This window comes from Shewanella scandinavica, from assembly GCF_031932065.1.
Classification (GTDB): Bacteria; Pseudomonadota; Gammaproteobacteria; order Enterobacterales; family Shewanellaceae; genus Shewanella; species Shewanella baltica.
The window spans coordinates 16,794-37,775 of sequence record NZ_JAUOES010000012.1; the positions used below are offsets into that span (position 1 = coordinate 16,794).

The following is a 20,982-nucleotide window of genomic DNA, read 5'->3' on the forward strand; positions in this document are numbered from 1 at the left end:
TAATGAAATCTTCTGCCGCGATAAAAGTCCCGTTATTATCTTCAGGCTTAATCAAGTCTGTCATAGGGATCGCACTGGTATTTGGAATTTTGCCATCGAGTTTTGCGGCAAATCGATTAATGGATGTTAAATACCACGCCTTGGTTGACCATCAATTGGAGCTAGAGCTGGTCTTTGAAGATGCGGTCACTACGCCTGCAATAGACTCAAATGCCTCGCCCGCAGAGCTAGTGCTGACCTTCGATAATAGTATCTCGGGTTTATCTAAGGATCGTTTACCTATTAATCAGGTTGGGGTTGCAGATATCACCACTGAGCAGCAAGATACCCAACTAAAAGTCATCTTAGGTATGTCCAAAGTGAAACCTTACCAAGGTTCAGTAATGGGCAATTCATACCGGCTTACGATTAACGATGAAGTGTCAGGGACTCAAGCCCAAGCTGAAAACCCCTTCGTTAATAGCATTAAAAATATCGATTTCCGTCGTAATGATAATGGTGGCGGTGAGTTATTGGTCTATCTAAATAATCGCTCTGTTGCGGCTAATGTCGAGCAAGTGGGCGCTAAGCTTGAAGTGAAGTTGTATAACACAGATATTAATAACGATCTTCTGTATGTTATGGATGTGAAAGACTTCTCCACACCAGTAAAAAGCTTCGAGACATTTAAAGAAGATTTAACAGCGCGTATTGTCGTTGATATTGCGGGTGAATATGATTTCACTTACAAGCAAGAAGATAATCTCTTTAGACTTTCAATGAATAAAGTCGAGAGAGTCGCCGCCAAGAAAGATGTTAAAAAATACAATGGCCGTGCCTTGTCGCTTAACTTTCAAAATATCCCTGTACGGACTGTGCTGCAAATCATTGCCGACTATAACAATTTTAACTTAGTCACCAGTGATACTGTGGAAGGCAATATCACTTTAAGATTGGATGATGTGCCTTGGGATCAAGCTTTAGAACTAATTCTTCAAACCAAAGGATTAGATAAGCGTATCGAAGGTAATATCTTAATGGTGGCGCCGAGCGAAGAACTGGCAATTCGTGAAAGCCAAAACCTCAAAAACAAACAAGAGGTTAAAGAGTTAGCACCGCTCTATTCCGAGTATTTACAAATTAACTACGCGAAAGCGGTCGATATTGCAGAGTTATTAAAAAGTACGGATTCAAGCTTACTTTCACCACGCGGTTCAGTCGCGGTCGATGAACGTACTAACACAGTGTTAGTGAAAGATACGGCTGAAACGATTGAGAACATTCACCGTTTAGTCGAAGTGCTCGATATCCCCATCCGCCAAGTGTTGATCGAGTCACGTATGGTGACAGTGAAAGATGATGTCTCCGAAGACTTAGGTATTCGTTGGGGCGTTACAGATCAGCAGGGTAGTAAGGGAACCTCAGGCACATTAGAAGGTGCACAGAGTATTGCCAATGGGATTATTCCTACTCCCGATCAGCGTTTGAACGTTAACTTACCCGCGGCAGCCACTAATCCAGCGAGTATTGCCTTCCATGTCGCTAAATTGGCGGACGGTACCATTCTTGATTTGGAATTAAGTGCGTTAGAGCAAGAAAACAAAGGTGAGATCATCGCTAGCCCTCGTATCACCACCTCTAACCAAAAGGCGGCTTATATTGAGCAAGGTGTCGAGATCCCTTATGTGCAGTCGACTTCGAGTGGTGCAACGTCAGTCACGTTTAAGAAGGCGGTGTTGTCTCTACGGGTTACACCACAAATTACGCCAGATAACCGAGTCATTTTAGATTTAGAAATCACTCAAGATTCTCAGGGTAAAACCGTTGATACTCCAACGGGTCCCGCAGTTGCAATCGATACTCAACGTATCGGCACCCAAGTGCTCGTTAATAACGGCGAAACCATAGTGCTTGGTGGCATTTATCAACAAAATCTGATTAGCCGTGTGAGTAAAGTGCCAATTCTAGGTGACATTCCTCTGGTCGGTTTCCTGTTTAGGAACACAACAGACAAAAATGAGCGTCAAGAGCTACTTATTTTCGTCACCCCCAAAATAGTCGGTGAGAAGATCTAAGCACTTGCTATGTATCGACTAAAGCCAGCAGTGATTGCTGGCTTTATTATTACTGTTATACAATTCTTTGCATAAATAGCGCACATGGCTTGCCATAGTAGACCCTAAGCTGAGATAATCCTCGGTCAAGTCTCATAAGAGCAAGGTAACATATAGGTCGGCTTGATGTTGAGTCGATATAGGCATACTTTTCAATAAGATTCAGACGTACAAGAAATGGCTGAAAAACGTAATATTTTTCTGGTAGGCCCTATGGGCGCAGGTAAAAGCACAATTGGTCGCCATCTGGCGCAAATGCTGCATTTAGAATTCCACGATTCAGATCAAGAGATTGAGCAACGCACAGGCGCTGATATTGCTTGGGTGTTTGACGTCGAAGGTGAAGAAGGCTTCCGTCGTCGTGAAGCTCAGGTTATTGCTGATTTGTCTGAAAAACAAGGTATCGTCCTTGCCACCGGTGGTGGTTCAGTACAAAGCAAAGATATCCGTAATCATCTGTCTGCTCGTGGCATTGTGGTTTATCTGGAAACCACTATCGACAAACAGGTCGCTCGTACTCAAAGAGACAAGCGACGCCCATTATTGCAAGTGGATGATCCTCGAGAAGTGTTGGAGAATCTTGCAGAGATCCGTAATCCATTGTACGAAGAAATTGCCGATGTGATTGTCAAAACCGATGATCAAAGCGCAAAGATTGTCGCCAATCAGATCATTGAGCAATTAGGTTTTTAGGCAGAATTTATGAAGCAAATTCAGGTTGATTTAGGTGTACGTAGTTATCCCATTTACATTGGCCAGAATTTGATGAGTGATGGCGAGACCTTGTCTCGCTACCTGCTTAAAAAACGTATTCTTATCGTCACCAATGAAACTGTCGCGCCTTTGTATCTTAAACAGATACAAGAGACGATGGCTTCGTTTGGTGAGGTAGAGAGTGTTATCCTCCCCGATGGCGAACAATTCAAAGACTTAGCACATCTAGATACTATTTTTACTGCATTGCTGCAGCAAAACTATGGTCGAGATTCTGTGCTGGTGGCTTTGGGTGGCGGCGTAATTGGTGATATGACGGGCTTTGCCGCGGCATGTTATCAACGTGGGATCGATTTTATTCAAATTCCGACAACCCTATTGTCGCAGGTGGATTCTTCCGTAGGCGGTAAAACGGCTGTTAACCATCCTCTTGGTAAAAACATGATTGGGGCCTTTTATCAGCCACAAATCGTGCTTATCGATACTTTATGTTTACATACGCTTCCAGCGCGCGAGTTTGCGGCGGGAATGGCGGAAGTCATCAAGTATGGCATCATGTGGGATGCTGATTTTTTTCAATGGCTTGAAGATAATGTAACGGCACTAAAAACCTTAGATGCCCAAGCATTGGTTTATGCTATCTCCCGTTGCTGTGAGATTAAGGCCGATGTGGTTAGCCAAGACGAAACTGAGCAGGGTGTACGTGCTTTATTGAATCTAGGTCATACCTTTGGTCATGCGATTGAAGCCGAAATGGGCTACGGTAATTGGTTGCATGGTGAAGCCGTGTCAGCTGGCACAGTCCTTGCTGCTCAAACAGCTAAGGCACTGGGGCTTATCGATGAGTCAATAGTTTGTCGTATCATAGAGTTACTACAAGCTTTTGATCTTCCTGTTAGTGCGCCGGAATCTATGGATTTCGACAGTTTCATTCAACATATGCGACGCGATAAAAAAGTTTTAGGCGGTCAGATTCGACTGGTGCTTCCAACGGCAATAGGCCGCGCGGATGTGTTTAGTCAAGTCACTGAATCTACCCTTGAACAGGTTATTCGCTGCGCATAAAAACTGTGTGGTGGGCGAGTGACGTTTCAAGGTTCTGTCTTGCTTCCTTCTCAGGAAGCCCTCATACAAAGAATGCATCATGTTGCCAGTTATAGCGATCAGCTACTGGTGCTTTCTGGTGTCAGCGGTTCAGGCAAAACCACCTTAGTGACCGGATTAGCGACCGATTTTGACGAGTCAAATGCGGCATTTGTGATTTGTCCTATGCATGCCGATAACGCTGAAATCCGCCGTAAAATTCTGGTTCAGTTAATTTCATCCCCGATTTTTGACGACGATATTCCCCTCGCCGATACCCTGTTGCGGCTTGCTAGCACGCAAACTAAACCCTTACATATCATTATCGATGATGCGCATTTATTGCCTAAGGCTTTGTGGGCTGAGTGCATTATTCTCAATCAAATTCAGTGTGCGGGTAAGAATATTGCCGTCACACTCACTGTTCCACCGGCATTTTTAGCAGATCTACTTCCACAATTACCGGAGCAGTTACGGCGGCAGATATTGCCTATCAGTATTGAGCCGTTAACCATGCCTGAGCGTGAGGCCTTGTATCAAACGCTACTGAGATACAGCGAACAAAATCCTTTTACGCCAAGGGAAATTGTGCGCAGTCAGCTTGAGAAGCAAACCGGTACGCCGCAGGAAGTGGTTAATTTATTAGATAAAGCCTTGCATAGCGCGCCTGAGAAAACATCTTCCTTGGTGAAATATAAAGCTGTGATGGTGACTGCTGTGAGTATGTTACTCGCCTTAGGCATTTGGTTTGGCGTTACTCAGCCTTTTTCTGAGGAGCAAGCCTTAGAGGCTGCGACTTATCCTGCGATAGATTCACCCGCCTTTTTGTCCTACGGGCAAAAAGTCTTAACGCCGTATTTTACGCTGCGCGCTGAGCAACTGAAGCTCGCCGCGGAGACTGCGAAAGTTATTGAAATCGAGACGGCAGAAGCCAAAACTGAACAAGCCGTTGATCCTTTAAGTGAATTCCACGGTGAAGCGCCACATCCTGTGCCTGACGATGCCGCTTTGGTGAGTGTGGGTGAGGTGAGTAGCAAGTCTTTTGGTGAGGATAAACCGCCTGAAGAGACCAAATCACAAGCCAAAGTCGCAGAGATTCAACCTGTAACGGCTGCGACTGCAAAGGTTGAAAAGCCGATAACTAAAGTATTCTTTGATACGCAAAAGCCGCTCAAGGGTTACACAATACAGATTGCCAGTGTTGCTCAATTGGATACCCTGCGTTCGACACTAAAGAGTATCGAGCATGTCGAGGGTGTTCGCGTTGCACGACATAAGCAACGCTGGGTTGTCCTTGTTGGCAACTACAGCAATAGCAAGTCAGCTTCGAATGCCGCCGCACAATTGGTTAAAGAGTATCATCTCGATCAACCTTGGGTTCGCAAATGGGCCGATTTGAAAGATTATCAACTAGAAGAAAGTCTGCCAAATCGTGAAATTTCAGAATAAACAGAGTACAATCATGGCCTTTATTTTTGTCGGCATTCATCAAGTTAAATGATAAAAAAACACAGAGCCTTCCTTAAGTGGGCTGGCGGTAAATTTAAATTGGTGGATGAATTGGCCAGTTATTTACCTACTGGAAACCGTTTGGTCGAGCCATTCGTGGGTGCAGGATCCGTTTTCTTAAATACGGATTATCCTAGCTATCTGCTCTGTGACATTAATCAGGATTTGATCGAGCTATACCAGATTGTGAAGCATCAACCAGAAGCTTACATTGCCGCAGCTAAGGCGTTGTTTGTTGATGAGATGAATCAAAAAGATGCTTACTATAAGGTGCGGACCGACTTTAATAAATGCCGTGACCCTTTCCAGCGTTCCGTGTATTTCCTCTATCTAAACCGTCATGGTTTTAATGGTTTATGTCGTTATAACCGTAAGGGCGGTTTCAATGTGCCTTTTGGTTCCTATAAAAAGCCGTATTTCCCCGAAAAGGAAATCTGGGCCTTTTCTGAAAAAGCGCAACGTGCCGAGTTTAAATGCATAGGCTACGAAAAAGCCTTCGAGCAGACACGTAGCGGCGATGTGGTTTATTGCGATCCACCTTATGCGCCATTGTCGACTACATCCAGTTTTACGACATATGTTGGTGCAGGTTTTAGTCTAGACGATCAAGCACTGCTGGCCCGTCATTCTCGCCATACAGCACTGGAGCGTGGCATTCCGGTATTGATCAGTAATCATGATATTCCATTGACTCGCGAGTTATACCGCGGCGCTCACTTAGCGACAATCCAAGTGCAACGTAACATTAGCCAAAATGGCAGTGGCCGGAACAAGGTGGATGAATTGATGGCGTTATATGATGAAAACTATGATCCAAAGGAAGATTAGGTTCGACATAGCTTAGGTTTAGCTAAGCACTTGTCCTACGAGAAACATCAGACTTGCCACTAAGACGACTGCCAATACGATTCCCATAGCTATGTAAGGTAATGGTGAGCCCGTTTGGAAGTCTTTTTTTCGATTGTCGTCAGTTTGCACCCCGAAAAAGGCGGCGACGGTACTGTGGAATACTTGCCAGATACGGCTAAGCATTAATAGGCGAGATGCGATGTAGTGGGCTTGAGGTCATCCATAGGTTTATCTTGATGGCCGTGTAATAGCTCAAGCAGATCGACAAAGTGGAACTGACTCGAACGGTTTTTTCCTGTGAGCCACGTTTTCCAGCTTAGGGTTTGTGCTTGATCGGCGCAACGATTATTAGGATGACTACTAGGCAGAGCATTACTGTAACGGGTGTCACTGCTACAAGCGCATGAAGCTGTTTCGGTATTTTCCGTAAGTTTTTCAACGCCAAAAGCTAACGTGGCCACGACAACAGCAGTGAATGCCAACATCATAGATGACTTAAATGTCACTGACTTAACATAGTGTGAAAACAAACTAAACCGCCCCTTCATAACGCTTCCTTTGAAATGAACCAGCATTGCGCCTCGAGTATAACAAACTCGCCTAGTTTATGAACAAAAATTTATCAATTGCCACCAAAATGCTCGAAAATATTAGCTTATTTTACCGAATCCAAGCCCCAATTGACTGCGATAGTTGCAGAATGTGCTGCTTTGCTGACACGGGCATCGCGTATCAATTGCCAGAAATGTAGCTTTAGCTATAGAGGCTTAGCTTGGCTCAGGGTAAAATAAGGCACTTTTTATCCAAATAGCAGCGAGTGTTTTATGCGTCCATTCTTGATTGCTCCATCGATTTTATCTGCCGATTTTGCCCGTTTGGGCGATGATGTAAAAGCTGTGTTAGATGCGGGGACCGACGTAGTGCATTTTGATGTGATGGATAATCACTATGTTCCTAACTTAACGATTGGCCCTATGGTATGCCAGGCGCTGCGTAACTACGGTATTACCGCCGATATTGATGTGCATTTGATGGTCAAGCCAGTTGACCGCATCGTGCCTGATTTTGCTAAGGCGGGCGCGTCTATTATTACTTTCCATCCAGAAGCTTCCGAACATGTCGATCGTACACTGCAGCTGATCAAAGAATGTGGCTGTAAAGCGGGTCTCGTGTTTAATCCTGCCACACCACTGCATTATCTCGACCATGTGATGGATAAGCTGGATGTGATTCTATTGATGTCGGTGAACCCTGGTTTTGGCGGGCAATCTTTTATTCCATCGACCTTAGATAAGCTACGTCAAGTGCGTGCACGTATCGATGCCAGTGGGTTCGATATTCGCTTAGAAGTGGATGGCGGCGTTAAGGTCGACAATATTGCTGAAATCGCGGCCGCTGGTGCCGACATGTTTGTTGCGGGTTCTGCCATTTTCGGCAAGCCAGATTACAAAACCGTTGTTGATGAGATGCGTGCCGAACTTGCTAAAGTTGGGGCATAGGTATGTGGGATAAGATTAAAGCGATAGCGTTTGATCTTGATGGCACGCTGATTGACAGTGTGCCTGACCTAACCGTTGCCACGCAGCAAGCCTTAGCCGAGCTAGGGTTGAAGAGCTGCTCTGAGGCCCAAGTGCGTACTTGGGTCGGTAACGGCGCAGAGATGTTGATGCGCCGCGCCATGACCCATGCCTTGGGATTGGATGTTGAGCAAACCGCGCTTGATGCGGCCATGCCGATTTTTATGCATCACTATCAAGAGAATCTTGAGAAGCACAGTGCGCTGTATAGCGACGTGCATCAAGTACTGCAAACCTTATTCGATGCAGGTTTTAAGCTCGCCGTTGTGACCAATAAACCCTATCGTTTTACCTTGCCATTACTCAATGCCTTTGGGATTAATGACTTTTTCAGCTTAGTGTTAGGTGGCGATACCTTAGCTAAGATGAAGCCCGATCCTTTGCCGCTACAGCACTTATTACATGAGTGGCAATTGGATAAAGAGGCGTTATTGATGGTCGGCGACTCTAAAAACGACATTTTAGCGGCGAAAGCGGCTGGGATAGCGTCAATCGGCTTGACCTACGGCTACAACTACGGTGAAGATATTGGGCTCAGTGGCCCAGATGCCTTATGCGAGCAATTTAGTGAGATTTTGAACTGGGTAAAACCTACTAAGTAATGCGTGTTTACCCGTTTTTTAGTCGATTTTTTATATATAGATAGTGGAGCAATGACGTAATGACCAAACCCATAGTACTCAGCGGTGCACAGCCGTCCGGCGAATTAACCATAGGTAACTACATGGGTGCATTGCGTCAATGGGTTGCGATGCAAGATAGCCACGACTGCCTCTATTGTGTGGTCGACTTGCATGCCATTACCGTGCGTCAAGATCCTAAAGCGTTGCGCGAAGCTTGTTTAGACACCTTAGCCCTGTATTTGGCCTGTGGCGTCGATCCTAAAAAGAGCACAGTGTTTATCCAGTCACAGGTGCCACAACATACGCAATTAGGTTGGGCACTAAACTGCTACACCCAAATGGGCGAGTTGAGCCGCATGACGCAGTTTAAAGATAAGTCACAAAAGCATGCTAACAACATCAACGTGGGTCTGTTTGGTTACCCAGTGCTGATGGCGGCGGATATTCTGATTTATCAAGCGAACGAAATCCCAGTTGGTCAAGATCAGAAGCAACACCTTGAGTTAACGCGTGATATCGCGACTCGCTTCAACAATGCCTACGGCGATACTTTCACCATTCCTGAGCCGTTTATTCCTGAACATGGCGCGAAAGTGATGTCGCTGCAGGAGCCGCTGAAGAAGATGTCTAAGTCAGACGAGAACCGTAACAACGTCATCGGCCTGCTAGAAGATCCAAAAGCCGTGCTGAAGAAGCTGAAAAAAGCTATGACAGACAGTGATGAGCCGCCAGTCGTGCGTTTCGATATGGACAATAAGCCAGGCGTTTCTAACCTGCTGAGTTTAATGTCGGGTGTGACGGGACAAAGCATCGCAAGCCTAGAAGCCGAGTTTGAAGGCAAGATGTATGGCCATTTGAAAGGGGCAGCAGGCGAAGCGGTTGTGAGCATGTTAGAGCCGCTGCAAGAGCGTTACCGCACGATTCGTGCCGACCGTGCTTACTTAGACCAAGTGATGAAAGCTGGCGCTGAAAGTGCGCAGGCGCGCGCCGAAGTGACATTGAAGAAAGTGTACGAGAAGATTGGTTTGTTAGTGTAATCAATCGATATCGATAAATTAAGCCGACGTCAGCGTCGGCTTTTTTGTGTCTGTCTGTTCACCTTAGGCCTGTGATTTTAGCCAAGAGGAGAAGGCGGCAATCGCAGGTTCTGATAAACGGCGTTGCTTACAAAAGAAAGTAAATTCAAATCCGGTATGCACATCGGGAAGATTCAAAGCGACTAAACGCCCCGTGGTGATATCGCCAGCGACCATAAAGTCCGGCGCTAGCGCTAAGCCTTGACCAGCAATCGCCGCCTCAATCGCCATCACAATATGACTAAACACATGCTGTTGTTCGTTATCAAGTGGGATTTGGTGCGCCGATGACCACTTGTGCCAGTCGAGTCCGAGTGGGCCTTCATCGACAACCAGCAGGGCTTGTTGCTGGAAATTATTCAGGCTTATGTCGCGCCATTTAAGGTAGAAATTTGGGCTGCACACTGGGATTAGCCGTTCTTTGTGTAGTAACTGTTGCCAATAGCCGCGTTGATTCAGTTTTCCTGCGATAAAGATATCTGCCGTGCTAGTGCTGAGATCAGGATCTTGGGTGATCATCTCAAGGCGGATTTTTACGCTCGGATATTGGCGGCGAAAATCGGCGAGTCTGGGGATCAACCATTTCACCGAGAAGGAACTGTAAACTGCTAAGCACAGCTGCTGATTGGGCGTGTCGCGCACCTTCAAATTAAGATCACTTAACTCGTTGAATATCCGCTCTAACTCTAGAAATAGTCCGTGTCCCTTCGGGGTTAACTGCAGTTTACGCCCCTGGCGGTCAAACAGTTGTTCGCCAAAATACTCTTCTAATACTCGTACTTGGTGAGAAACCGCACTTTGGGTGATGCACAGTTCATCGGCTGCCTTAGAAAAATGCTGCTGTCGGGCGGCGGCCTCAAACACTTGCAGAGCGCGTAATGGTGGTAGCTTTCTCATTATTTTCAATATCTAAAGGCTTTAGTATGAATTTAATTCATCTAGCATGAGAAAGCATCATTTCAGCTTAAGTTTTGGGAGGATTATCATGCCGCCATTGAGATTTATGGATGTTAAAAAATGCAACGCCCAGTTGTTATCGGTTTGATTTTATTGATAGTAGGTAATCTATTTAGTGCCTTCTATGATGTGTCGATAAAGTGGTTGCCGGACGATGCGAATGCCTCGACTTTCCTTCTTGTCAGGCAAATCTCCTCAGTCTTTATGTTGTTGCCAGTGTGGTTGTATTCACAGCGGCCGATGACGACACATATTTCAGTTCACCTTTGGCGTGCCAACATAGGCTCAGTTGGCGCGCTTTTTTTAATTATTGGCTTGATGGCATTGCCACTCGCGACGGTTAGCTCATTGTTTTACTCGGCACCTTTGATGATCATCTTGATGGGGTATTTTTTCCTGAGAGAGAGGATCACTGCTGCCCAGACCATCTGCACAGGCTTAGGTTTTGTCGGTATTTTGATTATCCTGCGGCCGAGTGAAATGAACTGGTATGGCATTGCTGTGCTATTTTCGGCTTTTACCTTTGCGGTGAATCAGTTAGCGCTGAAAAAAGTGCCTAATGCAGAGCATCCCGTGTTAACGCTGATGTTGTATAACTTGCTGGGTATTCCAGCGACGTTAGTCATTGCGGCGTTTCAGGGCATCGAAGGTTTGAGTTGGGAGCTGGTGGGCGTGGCATTGCTGAGCAACGCATTTTTACTTGTGTATCATTGGTTTTGCGTGCTGGCCTACCGTAAAGCACAGGCAAGCGATATCGCGATTGCGGAATACACTGGCTTGTTATTTATTGTCTTTTTAGGCTGGTTGTTATTCGATGAGTGGTTGGATAACTTAAGCTGGCTCGGCGCTGCTTTGATTGTGTTGCCTTCGTTGTGTTTACCTTGGTTAGGGTCGCTGTTATCAAAATCGACGCCTAAGGTTGCGGATACACTAACGGGTAAATAACGCTGAGCGTTTAAGCCTAAGTATGCGAGTTGACTCGCGACTTAGGCTTCACTGCCCAAATACTCACATTTCAACATACTTGAATTGTAAAGTTACTCTGTATATTCAAATACTTTCACCACTTTACGCACGCCTGCTGTATTGCGGGCGATATCGACAGCTAAATCTGCTTGCGAGCGATGGATAACACCAAGTAAGAAGACTTCACCATTTTCAGTGATGACTTTAATGCGAGTCACATCTAAATCTTTCTCGTTTAACATGCGGCCCTTCACTTTGGTGGTGACCCAAGTGTCGTTGCTGCGTGTAGTGAAAGAAGTCGGGTTGCCAATGCGGATCTGATTGTGGATCTTGCCGCCTAGCTTAAGGTCTTGCACAACCTTGATGGCTTTATCCCTTAACATGGAGTTAGGGGCTTGGCCTATCATAAGCACATTGCCATTGACGGACACGCCAGTGATATTGGTTTGTTTTTTAAGATCTTCTTGCTCTAGCAGTGCGCTAGTTATCCTAAAATCCGTATTAGTATCATCAATCTGTGTCTTAACAGTGCGCTCATCATTGGCCATCATGGCGCCACTCACTGCGCCCACCATAACGGCACCGGCGCAGCCTTGTAGCAGCAAGCAAACCATTAACAGTGGGGCAGCGTGTCTCATTGCTGCTCGTCCTGCGGGAAGAGTGTGCGGTCAATGTTGTCACACAGGCAGTGGATTACCAGTAAGTGCACTTCTTGAATTCGTGCGGTGACGTTAGAAGGCACGCGGATTTCCACATCGCCCACGCTCAGCAGGCCAGCCATAGCGCCGCCATCTTTACCCGTTAGGGCAACGATAGTCATGTCGCGGCTTAATGCGGCTTCCATGGCTTTGATTACGTTACCTGAATTACCGCTGGTGGAGATTGCCAGCAGAATGTCGCCCGGTTGGCCTAAGGCAAAAATTTGTTTTGAGAAAATCTCATCATAGCTATAGTCGTTGGCGATAGCTGTGATGGTTGAAGTGTCAGTAGACAGGGCGATGGCCGGTAAGGGTGGACGCTCAATCTCGTAGCGGTTTAGCAATTCAGCTGAGAAATGTTGTGCATCGCCAGCGCTGCCGCCGTTACCGCAAGCAAGGATTTTATTGCCACCCAAAAGACAGTGCACCATCATCTCGGCCGCTTTGGCGATGGATTCTGGCAGTGCTTCGGCTGCATCGATTTTTGTCTGGATAGATTCAGTAAAGCTGTCTTTAATGCGTTCTAACATGGATAAATCCTTTCAGGATAAAGTGTTGCTATCATGCCATATTTCCACAAGCGTGTTGAGGCACAGACGTTAAAAATAATTTGTGGCGCTACTCTCGCACTATCGGCGCTTAAAAGGCATCGACGAGCCAATGAATTTGATCGGCTTCCATGGCGATGACATCGAAACGACAGGGCACATCGAGCCGATTGAGTTGCAAATAATGGTTGGCCGCTTTGCGAATCCGCGTTATTTGCGCCGCGCTTAAAGCCTGTAATGCGCCGCCATATTGGGTTGCCGAGCGATATTTTACTTCAACAAATACCCAATGGCTTTTATGGCGCATGATTAAATCAATTTCCCCAAACGGATAGCGGACATTACGTTCGACAAAAGTTAACCCTTGCTGTTCAAGGTAACGTTGTGCGTGCGCTTCTGCCTGTTGTCCGAGTGTCATAGCTGGCGGAAGCTGCCTCTTTGGTAACGTCCCCAGCTTAATTGGCGGTTTACTATGCCATCTGGGTTAACCGATAAAGCGCCGCTGCGGCCATTGAATTGGTAGCCCGTAAATGAGCGCATTTGTGCTAAGCGGCCGATCAAGTCCATTGCATCATAACCCATAACAAACAAACGTTTCTGACTGTTATTCCAGCCCGAAAATAATGTGTTAACCATAAGGTTTTCTTCGCCGTTTTGCATCAGCCAAGGTGCATCACTTAAGGTGAGGTTATTTAAATCCTGCGCCGTTTGTGTGCTTTCGTTCTCAACTCGGCTGCGGCTTGAGGTATACAAGGGTACAGGTTGAGTGAATACGCTAAAGTTTACGTCGATAAAGGCCTTGAGCAGAGTCAGATCCTGCGGTGTTGAAATCATATAAATGGCATCAATATCTTGGCGTGAGCGGAAGTCAGCCTGCACTGAGTTACCCAGCAGCTCCTTGATGCGTGCGATACGGGCTTGGCTATCACGTACGCCAAGGGCATCTTGCACTGTGGTTTTCATTTGGTCGCCGCCATCGTAATAATAGACTTCGACGACGTTATCGCTCTTCTTTTTCCACGCTTGAATAAAGCTTTCGGCCATGCGTTTGCCAAGGGCATCGTTACTGGCGAGCAGCAATGGCATAGTGACGCCATCTTGATATAAATGCTCCGCCGCATCGGCCGCCTCTTGTGCGGGAGACAATGCAAAGTAGAACTTATTCGGATCGGGTGTGAACTTATCAACTTGATTTAAAAATAGTTGTGGTACAGGCGCAGCAGGTGCTGCAGCAACCGTATTGGCCGTTTTGTCTGGGTTGGCAGCATTGGCCAGCGCATTAGTGGTGGCAGTATTTGCTGCATTCATCACTTGTATTTGTTCGATTTCAGTCGGTAGTAATGGGCCAATAATAAACTCGGCTCCTGCTGTCAGTGCCTGTTGATAAGCACTCGCCGCATCGTTGGCCGTGTCGTAAAAATTCACTGCGACTTGATCGTTTTGCTTTGCCATATAGCTGGCTAATATACCTTGGCGAATCGCATTGGCGGCGTTCGCTCTTGGACCCGTCAGCGGCAACAGCACGGCAATATTTTTCGGCGTAAATGGTTTAGCGTTTAAGGCTCTATCCAAATCGGCGGGCAGTTTGGCAGCAGCTGGGTGATAAGGATTTTGTTTCTGCCATTCACCTAAGTAGCGCACTAACTGGGTGGGATCGACGGCATAATGCTTAGCGATATAAGCCAGTTGTAACCAGCCCGCAAACACTGGAGTCTTAGCATCTTGGGTAAACGTCTTTATGGTTTGTTCGTGCATCGGCTGCAGCACTTGCCAAATGGTGTTATTCACTTCGTTGGCTTGGGCGGGTGGCAAGTAAGTAGTCAGCAAACTCAACTCGCGCACTTGTTCAATTGGCTGTTTATCCAATTGATATAAATGTGCTTTGAATTGGTGATAGGCCGTCATTTGCCAGCTTGGCAGGCTCCAACTACTTGGATAATTTAAGGTTTTAAGGGCATCACTGTAGGTGGACGTGTGTTCAAGCACTCGTGCAGTTAAGTATTTATGTTCGGCCAGTAATGTAGGGCTCTGAGTTAAGCTCGGTTGTATCGATTTGAGTAGCTTCTGCGCTGCGGCATAGTCATTGGCATTAATATAGGCATGGGCTGCTAGCAGCAGATTAGTATCGCGCTGCTGCGGATCTTTACTATTGGCCGCTTGCGCCAGATAGACATTTGCCGCCAAAGGTGCGGATGCTAATGAGGTAGCCACTGTGGCGGTTGTTCCAGTGGAATTGGGCGATGAAACACCACAACCCGCCAAGATTACCGATAAAATGGCCACGGAAACGAACTTAGTTGTATTCAGGCTTTTTAACACTGGGCTTCACTCTGGTAAGATGCGGCCTCTAGTTTAACCTTCTCTCGCGCTTGACGAAAGTCTTGGCACTGTCATTACAGAGGTATATATGGACCAAAGCGTCGCACTCTACATAGTTCCTACTCCCATAGGTAATTTGGGCGATATGAGCTCACGGGCAATAGAGGTGCTGAATCAGGTTTCATTGATCGCCTGTGAAGACACCCGCCACAGCGGTAAGTTATTGAGCCACTTTGGCATTACCACTAAAACCACGGCCTTGCATGACCACAATGAGCGTGCGCGTGCCCAGTGGATTGTCGATCAGCTTGCCGCTGGACAGTCGATAGCATTAATTTCTGATGCGGGTACGCCGTTGATTTCTGATCCGGGTTACCACTTAGTCTCCCATGTGCGCCAATCTGGGTTTAATGTGATCCCTCTGCCCGGCCCTTGCGCGGCGATTACCGCCTTAAGCGCCTCGGGTTTGCCATCGGACCGTTTTTCTTTCGAGGGTTTTCTGCCATCAAAAGAAAAAGCTCGCGCTGATAAGTTATTGGCACTGAAAGAAGATCCGCGCACGCTGATTTTTTATGAATCACCGCACCGCATCGAGCATAGCTTAACGACTATGGTCGAAGTGCTGGGCGGCGATCGCCATGTGGTGATGGCGCGCGAAGTGACCAAAACCTTCGAAACCTTTTTATCTGGCCCTGTCTCAGAAGTGCTTGCCACCGTAAGTACTGACCCGAATCAGCAGAAAGGTGAAATCGTGCTTATGGTGCATGGCTACCATTTAAGTGATGACGAAGCGATTCCCACGGTCGCCATCAACACGCTCAAGCTGTTATGTGAAGAATTGCCATTGAAGAAAGCCGCTGCAATTGCCGCGCAAATTCATGGACTTAAAAAGAACGCTCTGTACAAATACGGTCTAGAGTCTGATTTATAAGCGCTAAAACGGCCGCGAGCGGATTATCTGTGGTGCATCAGAGTGGCTTAGGCTATAATCCGCGCCGAGTTGGCCAGACAGTCGCCGCGTTCGCAAGAACGGGGAGGAAAGTCCGGGCTCCAAAGAGCGGGGTGCCAGGTAACGCCTGGGCGGTGCGAACCGACGACAAGTGCAACAGAGAGTAGACCGCCTGCCTGATTTATCAGGTCGGTAAGGGTGAAAGGGTGCGGTAAGAGCGCACCGTGCGGCTAGCAATAGTTCGTAGCAAGGTAAACTCCACCCGGAGCAAGACCAAATAGGGTTCCGTATGGCGTGGCTCGCGTTGGAACCGGGTAGGTCGCTTGAGCCTGTGAGCGATTGCAGGCCTAGATGAATGACTGTCCAAGACAGGACCCGGCTTATCGGCCAACTCACCTCATTCAATAAAAAGCCCGTTTGTCGTAATGACAAACGGGCTTTTTGTTTTTAACTGTTGCAGCTTTAAGCGACCGTTACTTGTTAAATAATTAAAAATCAAAGTGTTGAATTCCCCGTCCGTATCCAATCTATATCCTATTTAGTTGTCTGTTCTGTCGCTCTCTTTATCAGCCTTCGCTGCAGGTAAAAATTACCCTATGTAGGTAACATCTACCGTTAACTGAGGGCACGGATATAAAGTATTTTAGTCTAAATATTTGTTTTTATTTGTTTATATCAATTGGCTTAGCCATTGCATTGGTTTATATGCAAAGTGCAGCATTTTGTTGCATTGCACTCAGTTCATCAAGGAGTCTGCTAATGGCCAGTTCAAAAAGTGTATCAGAACAAACTAACAGTAAAGATAGCGGCGCGTTAAATTCGCCAACCACAGCGAAAGCCAGCGAAGTGACGCATCATGCCGTTGACGCTGTGGCAGAGAAAGCCGCTGTTGCAGAGGATACTTTGCGTAAAACCGCCGCTAGCTCGCAGGAAACGCTGGCGCACAAGCAAGAGGAAATCAAACAGCAACTGCAAAGCTCTTACAGTAAAACCCGTGAGCTGGCAGCGCAAAATCCGCTGGCCACCGCCGGGATAGCGTTTGCAGCTGGTGTTGTGTTGACAGCCTTGTTACGCCGTCGTTAGGGTGGGTTTATGCAAAACCGTGCACAGTCAGAGGCGCCAGAGCAAAGACCTGTCCAGCATGCTGAATCTACTGGGCAGCCCGCATCAGCTGCCCAGAATAAGGTGGTTGATCAGGCCATTGAACAATTGGCTGAAATAGCGGCACTGAGCAGCTCGGTGAAGCAAGCCTATATCAATCAGTTAAATTTGGCAGGAAAAATAGCAACGACAGAATGGCAGTTAACGGGTCGCAGCTTGATTATTGCTGCGGCTTTGGTTGTCTGTTTTGGGACGGGTATTACCCTATTCTGGGGCAGTACTTTATTGCTGCTGGGCTATATGCTGTTTCAACTGAGCGGCTCGTTGTTGATTACCGCGAGCGCGTTAGTGGTATTGCAGTTTGTGTTATTGATTTGGTGTTGGCGTAGTCTGAGCTATGTGCTGTCGCAAGCCGGTTTTTCAAAGACTTGGCAGCAGTTACGGTTGTTGTTTTCTACTCAACACTCAGCCAACAAGCAACAGGAAGATCAACAATGCTAGTGCAAAAGTTACTTAAAAAGCAGCAATTAGAGCTCACTGTACTGACGGAGCAAGGTCGGCTGCAGCATGAGTTATTGCAGGTGAGGAAACAACAACTAGCGCAAAGCGGTCGTGCTTTTATTGGGTCGACACCTGGCTTAATCGTCAGTTTTAGCCTTGGCTGTCTGTTTCAAATGCGCCACAACAGCACAGTAAAACTGCTGCGTAGCACCTTTGGTTTGCGTTGGATGACCAAACTCTAACCGCCCAGCCTTCCTATGGCGGTTAGCGTTTGGCTTTGTCGGATTCGCAGTTCCTAAATCAGCGACTAAAAACTGCTTTTTACTAGGAATCGCCATTCCCAGCTGTTGACTGACTCGCCGCCTGTATAAGGGAGTGAAAAATCGATATGGGCGACGTTGCCATAGCTGGAGCGAGAGGAATAAATTCGCGCGCCTATGCCTATGCTCCCCAGTGGACCGCTGACTTCGTTATTCTCGGCAAATTGTCCGCCGGAGGCTTGACCCAGATCGGCAAACACTGCCCAACCCAATTCAGCCAATTGATATAAGTTGATATTGGGGTAATTACGTATCTCGGCGGTCAATAACCACTGATTGTCCCCTTGTTGGTATTCGTTAGGATAGCCGCGTACGCCAGTTTCATCTCCCAGCCCTTTGCTCAGATCCAGATAAGTGTTCTTTGAAAGGCTAGCCCATGCTTTGCCGTAGGCTGTCCACTTAGGATTGATTTGATAGAAGTATTCGGCTTGGATATCGACCTTGTAAGTGTCTTTTTGGGTTGTGCCGATTGTGCTAGTGCCGCCCATTTCTAACAGCCACAGTTGGTCGTCGAACTTATAGCCGCCAGTGCTTTGCCAATTGACGTGGTAGCCGACAGGATTGTTATCTCCTATGTCGTTGGTTTCTATGCCGAGTTGCACATAGTGATGCCAGCCTAAGTTAAAGTCTTCGTTGTTAGATATCAGGTGAACGTTATTCAGTACGTGGAAATCATCTTGGATAAACTCGTATGCGACCCAAGGGTACATAAAGTCCCTGTCTTGAGGCAGCATCGAATTGGGGTAGAGATCTGAATTGGCAAACTCATGTTTGTCTTGGGTAACACCGGTAATAAAGCGAGAAAGATGCTCACTGTTTTTATTGATTAACCAACCATATTTTAGATTGAGGTAGTCGACTGTGTGTTCGAATTCATTTATATCTTGCCCATTTTGTCGAATCGTATCGATACGGTTATCGTCTAAAAACTCAGCCGAATACATGGTATTGGTATCGAGTGAATAGAAGGGCTTACTGACATAAACGTGTTTCGCTTGGCCGTCGCTATTGTCGTAAAACTCGGCAGCAACTGTGCCGTGTTCGATAATGCTCAGCGGAGCTTCGAACGCAAATTTATAGCCATTGCGGGACTCGTTGGACTGGTACTTGAGTCGAGTGCGAATACCTGTTCCGAGTAAGTTATCTTCTTTAACGCCGAAGGAATAGCGAGTGTCGCCACCTGAACTACTCAGGCTCGCAGTTGGCAGTAATGACCAGTTATCCCAGGTTTCGACGACAACGGATTCAACCGTGGGATCGGTATCGGCGAGGGGATCTTTTTCGGCAACATAAATTTTGGCGTCGCGGATATAGGGCACGGCCCGTAATAGCCGTTGCGATTCATCGAGATCTTTCTGGGTGACAGTATCATTTTCGCCGAAGGTCAGTTTATCGAGCACCACGTATTCTTTAGTGTTGATATGCAGGGCGTTCGCCCAGCGGTGGATGAAAAAAGCATCGGGATCGGATTCATCAAAAATAGGATTGTTAACTACGACAATCTTGCTGACTTTTTTGGTTTCTTGAGCTTGTGTTGCGGGATCGGCGAGCTTAGCGTCTTCTGCTTGGGCAGCACTGATAAGGCTGCCAACACAACAAGGTAGGATGCATGCATACTGAATGAATTTCTGCATAAAAGACCACTCCCATGAAATTGACGACTGCAGCGAAAACAACTTCACTCTGCAATTCACAATTTAATAACACATGGAAAGTGGAGGTTAGTCAAGAAAACATTTTAATAAGTTTCTGATTTTACTTAAGGTTAGCTTAAGATTGTCTTGAGGCAGCGGCTGGGCGCGGGCTCCAGCCGAATTCACAATTGTTACAATGTTCGCCTTGGTGGCACGGCGACGTTGGCAAAAATCAATCCCGCGATCAGCGACATAAAAATCAAAAAGATTTGCGAGCCAATATGGGATTGATTGAGCATAGTCTCACCTGAGATTAAGGCATTGAGTCCGATATAGGTTTTACTGCCGGGCACTAAGATGACTATGCCTTGCAAAAGAGCAATGGAGGCAGGGGCTTTCATCCAGCGGGCGAAGAGGTTGGAATAAATCCCGACAGCCAAGGCGCCAAAGAAAATGCCCACCGAATCACCAAAATAATGCCCGCCGAGCATGGCCGAGAAAAACGCCACTATCCCTGCTAATACGCCCCAAGGTGAATCTTGCATCCGTGCCTTGAAGATAAACACTAACGCCATAGATAAAATCGGCACCGCCGACCAAATTGCCCAGCGTGGCAAGCCTTCTGGCTCGATATGAATCGCTTCGCCAAACACGGCTTTACCAATAGCCATGCCGAGCACTGCGCCAAAGTACAGCTTAAACAATTGCATAATCGCATCCATGATGCGCGCCGTGCCGGAAATCAAATCCCGCGCAGCGAGTTCGGCCAAACCTAAGGTTAATGCTAAGCCGGGAATAAAAATAATGATCGATGAGAGGATCACCACCGGGATATTAATGTTGGGATCAATACGCGCTATGCCGCAGGCGGCGATGGCGCAAAGAATGGTGGCGAAGGGTTCAAGCACTTCGGCCATGCGTGCCGAGCGTTCGGCGCGGTATACCAAGCCATAGACAAATAAGCCTAATAACCCCGACCAAAATACATCGTTCCAACCTGTGCCCATCAACATGGCAAAGGCAGCGGCTGAAGTACCAAAGGAAAAACAGGTTAACACTGGGCCATAGGGATTGGGTTTGTTGGCGATTTCTTCTAAGCGGTCTAAGGCCTCGGCCAAGGTGCGCTTGCCCGAAGTTAATTCATCGACTAATTCATCGGTGCGGGCGAGTGAACCTAAATCGAGTTCGCCGGGCTTCACCCGAGCGGCATGGTTATATTCTTGATCTGTATCGTGTTGTAAAACGAAGGTCATCGAAGTTGGCGAGATAAGGAAGTAGCCTTCGATACCTAAGGTGCGCGCAACGGTTTGTAAGTGGGTTTCTAGGCGATAAGCGGGTGTGCCAAACTTATGCAATGCCTTGCCTAGCTTGATGATAAATCTGCGTTTTTCGATAAACTCGTCGTTATCCAATCGGGGTATTCACTGTATAAAAAGTTGTAGGGATTAACGCGCGCATATTAACC

22 protein-coding genes and 1 other RNA gene are annotated in these 20,982 nt (G+C 46.9%); 14 read left to right on the forward strand and 9 right to left on the reverse strand.

Annotation, left to right across the window (positions count from 1 at the left end; translation table 11 throughout):
- The first annotated feature begins 2 nt into the window (after nt 1-2).
- The 5 genes from Q4Q50_RS12100 (at nt 3) to Q4Q50_RS12120 (ending at nt 6,227) form a co-directional block, all read left to right on the forward strand.
- A complete protein-coding gene (locus tag Q4Q50_RS12100) occupies nt 3-2,054 on the forward strand; it encodes a type IV pilus secretin PilQ (protein WP_311899498.1) in 2,052 nt (683 codons plus the stop codon).
- 216 nt (nt 2,055-2,270) lie between these two features.
- Entirely contained in the window at nt 2,271-2,786 is a 516-nt protein-coding gene (aroK, locus tag Q4Q50_RS12105; protein ID WP_006083542.1) for a shikimate kinase AroK, read from the forward strand.
- A 9-nt stretch (nt 2,787-2,795) separates the two neighbouring features.
- A complete protein-coding gene (aroB, locus tag Q4Q50_RS12110; RefSeq protein ID WP_259563706.1) occupies nt 2,796-3,872 on the forward strand; it encodes a 3-dehydroquinate synthase in 1,077 nt (358 codons plus the stop codon).
- Between the two features lie 18 nt (nt 3,873-3,890).
- Nucleotides 3,891-5,339 (forward strand): AAA family ATPase, encoded by a 1,449-nt coding sequence (locus Q4Q50_RS12115; protein ID WP_311899499.1) that lies wholly within the window; start codon nt 3,891-3,893, stop codon nt 5,337-5,339.
- Nucleotides 5,340-5,387: 48 nt separating this feature from the next.
- Nucleotides 5,388-6,227 carry a Dam family site-specific DNA-(adenine-N6)-methyltransferase gene (locus tag Q4Q50_RS12120; protein WP_311899500.1) on the forward strand — a complete coding sequence of 280 codons (840 nt, stop codon included), beginning with the start codon at nt 5,388-5,390 and terminating at the stop codon, nt 6,225-6,227.
- A gap of 18 nt (nt 6,228-6,245) precedes the next feature.
- On the opposite strand, the gene Q4Q50_RS12125 is transcribed toward Q4Q50_RS12120, so the two are convergent.
- Nucleotides 6,246-6,431, reverse strand: a complete 186-nt coding sequence (locus Q4Q50_RS12125) for a DUF2970 domain-containing protein (protein ID WP_311899501.1) — start codon at nt 6,429-6,431, stop codon at nt 6,246-6,248.
- Nucleotides 6,431-6,796 (reverse strand): hypothetical protein, encoded by a 366-nt coding sequence (locus Q4Q50_RS12130; protein ID WP_311899503.1) that lies wholly within the window; start codon nt 6,794-6,796, stop codon nt 6,431-6,433. The genes Q4Q50_RS12125 and Q4Q50_RS12130 overlap by 1 nt, the downstream gene beginning before the upstream one ends.
- A gap of 276 nt (nt 6,797-7,072) precedes the next feature.
- Between Q4Q50_RS12130 and rpe the strand changes: the two genes are divergently transcribed.
- From rpe to trpS, 3 genes are read left to right on the forward strand one after another with little or no spacing between them, the layout of a single operon-like run.
- Complete coding sequence (rpe, locus tag Q4Q50_RS12135; RefSeq protein ID WP_006084504.1) at nt 7,073-7,747, forward strand: ribulose-phosphate 3-epimerase; 675 nt, start codon at nt 7,073-7,075, stop codon at nt 7,745-7,747.
- Nucleotides 7,748-7,749: 2 nt separating this feature from the next.
- Complete coding sequence (locus Q4Q50_RS12140; RefSeq protein WP_311899504.1) at nt 7,750-8,427, forward strand: phosphoglycolate phosphatase; 678 nt, start codon at nt 7,750-7,752, stop codon at nt 8,425-8,427.
- A 59-nt stretch (nt 8,428-8,486) separates the two neighbouring features.
- Nucleotides 8,487-9,485 (forward strand): tryptophan--tRNA ligase, encoded by a 999-nt coding sequence (gene trpS / locus Q4Q50_RS12145; RefSeq protein ID WP_259582929.1) that lies wholly within the window; start codon nt 8,487-8,489, stop codon nt 9,483-9,485.
- Between the two features lie 63 nt (nt 9,486-9,548).
- Here the strand turns inward: trpS and Q4Q50_RS12150 are convergent, their stop codons facing one another.
- On the reverse strand, nt 9,549-10,421 hold the full coding sequence (locus tag Q4Q50_RS12150; protein ID WP_006084499.1) for a LysR substrate-binding domain-containing protein: 873 nt from the start codon (nt 10,419-10,421) through the stop codon (nt 9,549-9,551).
- Between the two features lie 120 nt (nt 10,422-10,541).
- On the opposite strand from Q4Q50_RS12150, the gene Q4Q50_RS12155 reads away from it, so the two are divergent.
- Nucleotides 10,542-11,426: a DMT family transporter gene (locus tag Q4Q50_RS12155; RefSeq protein WP_106649114.1), complete on the forward strand. Its 885-nt coding sequence runs from the start codon at nt 10,542-10,544 to the stop codon at nt 11,424-11,426.
- Between the two features lie 92 nt (nt 11,427-11,518).
- On the opposite strand, the gene dolP is transcribed toward Q4Q50_RS12155, so the two are convergent.
- The 4 genes from dolP to Q4Q50_RS12175 all read right to left on the reverse strand — a co-directional run bounded on the left by dolP (nt 11,519) and on the right by Q4Q50_RS12175 (nt 15,012).
- On the reverse strand, nt 11,519-12,085 hold the full coding sequence (gene dolP / locus Q4Q50_RS12160; protein ID WP_106649115.1) for a division/outer membrane stress-associated lipid-binding lipoprotein: 567 nt from the start codon (nt 12,083-12,085) through the stop codon (nt 11,519-11,521).
- Nucleotides 12,082-12,675, reverse strand: a complete 594-nt coding sequence (locus tag Q4Q50_RS12165; protein WP_006083530.1) for a phosphoheptose isomerase — start codon at nt 12,673-12,675, stop codon at nt 12,082-12,084. Before Q4Q50_RS12165 ends, dolP begins: the two co-directional genes overlap by 4 nt.
- A gap of 109 nt (nt 12,676-12,784) precedes the next feature.
- Nucleotides 12,785-13,111, reverse strand: a complete 327-nt coding sequence (locus Q4Q50_RS12170; protein ID WP_006084496.1) for a YraN family protein — start codon at nt 13,109-13,111, stop codon at nt 12,785-12,787.
- Entirely contained in the window at nt 13,108-15,012 is a 1,905-nt protein-coding gene (locus Q4Q50_RS12175; RefSeq protein WP_311899506.1) for a penicillin-binding protein activator, read from the reverse strand. The genes Q4Q50_RS12170 and Q4Q50_RS12175 overlap by 4 nt, the downstream gene beginning before the upstream one ends.
- A gap of 88 nt (nt 15,013-15,100) precedes the next feature.
- Between Q4Q50_RS12175 and rsmI the strand changes: the two genes are divergently transcribed.
- The 5 genes from rsmI to Q4Q50_RS12200 all read left to right on the forward strand — a co-directional run bounded on the left by rsmI (nt 15,101) and on the right by Q4Q50_RS12200 (nt 17,805).
- A complete protein-coding gene (gene rsmI / locus Q4Q50_RS12180) occupies nt 15,101-15,943 on the forward strand; it encodes a 16S rRNA (cytidine(1402)-2'-O)-methyltransferase (RefSeq protein ID WP_006084494.1) in 843 nt (280 codons plus the stop codon).
- 65 nt (nt 15,944-16,008) lie between these two features.
- Nucleotides 16,009-16,360, forward strand: an RNA gene (gene rnpB, locus Q4Q50_RS12185) — RNase P RNA component class A.
- A 360-nt stretch (nt 16,361-16,720) separates the two neighbouring features.
- The gene (locus Q4Q50_RS12190) at nt 16,721-17,044 is read left to right on the forward strand and encodes a DUF883 C-terminal domain-containing protein (RefSeq protein WP_259512494.1); all 324 of its coding nucleotides are present in this window, start codon (nt 16,721-16,723) and stop codon (nt 17,042-17,044) included.
- Nucleotides 17,045-17,053: 9 nt separating this feature from the next.
- Nucleotides 17,054-17,563: a hypothetical protein gene (locus Q4Q50_RS12195; protein WP_311899508.1), complete on the forward strand. Its 510-nt coding sequence runs from the start codon at nt 17,054-17,056 to the stop codon at nt 17,561-17,563.
- The gene (locus Q4Q50_RS12200) at nt 17,557-17,805 is read left to right on the forward strand and encodes a hypothetical protein (RefSeq protein ID WP_220776805.1); all 249 of its coding nucleotides are present in this window, start codon (nt 17,557-17,559) and stop codon (nt 17,803-17,805) included. The genes Q4Q50_RS12195 and Q4Q50_RS12200 overlap by 7 nt, the downstream gene beginning before the upstream one ends.
- 65 nt (nt 17,806-17,870) lie before the next feature.
- On the opposite strand, the gene Q4Q50_RS12205 is transcribed toward Q4Q50_RS12200, so the two are convergent.
- Complete coding sequence (locus Q4Q50_RS12205; protein WP_311899509.1) at nt 17,871-19,517, reverse strand: BamA/TamA family outer membrane protein; 1,647 nt, start codon at nt 19,515-19,517, stop codon at nt 17,871-17,873.
- A 191-nt stretch (nt 19,518-19,708) separates the two neighbouring features.
- Nucleotides 19,709-20,929, reverse strand: a complete 1,221-nt coding sequence (locus tag Q4Q50_RS12210; RefSeq protein ID WP_006083522.1) for a threonine/serine exporter family protein — start codon at nt 20,927-20,929, stop codon at nt 19,709-19,711.
- Nucleotides 20,930-20,982 lie beyond the last annotated feature (53 nt).